Below are 2,074 nucleotides of genomic sequence, written 5' to 3'. Positions count from 1 at the left end.
ACCGCATCGCCGAACGAGTCGAGCTGACCGGTGGTGATGTGTATGTGGTGCAGTTGGTGGTGGGGTGCGGGTCGGAGCCGGCGCGGGCCGTACTCGCGCAGCAGGGTCTGGACGATGCCGGCGGCGGGGATGGCCAGCAGCGCGCCGAGCAAACCGGCCAGCTCCGCCGCGAGCAGCACACTGACCAGCACCGTCAACGGGTTCAGCCGGACCGCGCGGGAGAGGATGAGCGGCTGGAGCAGGTGATTCTCCACCTGTTGGTAGACCACGAAGAAGACCAGCACCACCACCCCGGCGGTGGGGGAGTGCAGGAAACCGGCACCGGCCGCGATCACCGCGCCGAGGGTCGCCCCGACCAGCGGTATCAGGTCGGCCACCGCCACCAGCAGCGCGATCACCGCCGCGAAGGGCACCCCCGTGAGGGTCAGCACCACGAAGGTCAACGCCCCGCAGATCACGCTGATCAGCAGGTTCCCGGTGAGATAGCCGGTGACGGTGCGCGACACCTCCCGGCCCACCCGACGCAGCCGCTCGCCCTGACCGTCCCCGGCCGCCGCGAGAATGCCGCTGGTGATCCGCGGCGACTCCAACACCATGAGGTACGCGAGGACGATGACAGTGACCAGCCCGGCGACCGACTCGACGACGCCGCGCAGCACACCGACAGCGGGTTGGCGCAGCCGGCCGCCGAGGTCGCGCAGCTGCTCGGAGTGCTCGCTGACGTAGCGGCGTGCCCCGGTGCGCTCCAACGCCTGCCCCACCGGGCCCTGTCCGGCGCGGGCCTCCCGCAGCAGCTCGGGTGCCCGGTCGGCGAAGCGGCCCAACTCCCCGAACAACGGCACCAGGATGAGCGCGGCCAGGATCGCCAGCAGCACGAACGCGGCGAGGAACACCAGCAGGGTGGCCAGCGCCCGACGTCGGACGAAGCGGCGTTGCAGCCGGTCGACGAGGGGTTTGAGCGCAACGGCGAAGAACGCGGCCACCACCGCCCAGACCAGCACCCGCCGGGTCGCGTACACGAACCCCAGCGCGAGCGCGGTCGTCAGCACCAGACCGATCACGATCAGGGTGCGGCGGGCGGTCGCCCGCTGGTCGACGTCGCTCATCCGACCGGCCTTCCCCGCGCACGCCGTCGGAAACCCGGCATTGCGGGCACAACGGCGATCAGTGACGGGAGTGTTCGTCAGCGTCGGTCACCGGGTGGGCGCCGGCGACGAACGTGTCGAGTGCGGCGGCGTGCAGCAGCCCGCCGGGCACCGGGTCGCGCAGGGCGGCCACCGCCAGCCGGGCCACCGGCAGCCCGCCGGGGCGGGAGGTCGCCGCCAGCACCACGTTGCCGTACCTGCGGCCGCGCAACATCCGCCGGTCGCCTACCACGCACACGTCGGCGAAGACCGCCCGCAAGGTGGCCACCTGCACCCGAGTAGCGACCAGCGGCGGTAGGTCGGTGACGTTGACCAGGTACAACCCGTCGGGGCGCAGGGCGCGGGCCACCTCGGCGGCGAACTCGACGGTGCGCACGTGCCGGGGCATCCGGGCCGCACGGTAGATGTCGGCGATCACCAGGTCGTACCGGCCGTCCGGGGTGTCGGTCAGAGCGTCCCGGGCGTCGGCGACCTCGACCCGCACCTCCTGCGGCAGCGGCGGCAACTCCCGGGCCACCAGCTCGACCACCGCCGCGTCCCGCTCGACGACCCGTTGTGGGGAGCCGGGCCGGGTGGCGGCCAGCCAGCGGGGCAGCGTCAACGCGCCGCCACCGAGGTGCAGGACGTTCAGCGGAGCGCCGGCCGGGGCCGCCACCTCCACTGCCGAGGCGATCCTTCGGACGTACTCGAAGTGCAGGTGCCGAGGATCCTCGACATCCACGTACGACTGCTCCACCCCGGCGGACAGCAGCGTCCGCCCGGTCCGCCGGACCGGGTCGGCGACCAGCTCCAGCCGGTCGGCGGCGCGGTTCATATCCGGCACGCTAGCCGAGCCCACCCGCGATCTCGGCCGGGTCGGGTGTGCCCGGGTTGCCGAGCGGATTCTCCACGAACAGGACGCCGACGCCGATCAGTACCGCGAGCACGGC

2 protein-coding genes are annotated in these 2,074 nt (G+C 72.8%); both read right to left on the bottom strand.

Annotated elements, in window-relative coordinates:
- Positions 1-1,106, bottom strand: a 1,106-nt coding sequence (locus AB0C20_RS36055) for an AI-2E family transporter (RefSeq protein WP_357569701.1), incomplete at its 3' end; no start/stop codon positions are given.
- A 58-nt stretch (positions 1,107-1,164) separates the two neighbouring features.
- Positions 1,165-1,959 carry a fused MFS/spermidine synthase gene (locus AB0C20_RS36050; RefSeq protein WP_357190650.1) on the bottom strand — a complete coding sequence of 265 codons (795 nt, stop codon included), beginning with the start codon at positions 1,957-1,959 and terminating at the stop codon, positions 1,165-1,167.
- Between the last annotated feature and the right edge of the window lie 115 nt (positions 1,960-2,074).

Origin of the sequence: Micromonospora sp. NPDC048843 (assembly GCF_040649965.1) — a bacterium.
Taxonomy (GTDB): Bacteria; Actinomycetota; Actinomycetes; order Mycobacteriales; family Micromonosporaceae; genus Micromonospora; species Micromonospora hortensis.
This window is presented reverse-complemented; position numbering and strand designations above follow the sequence as displayed.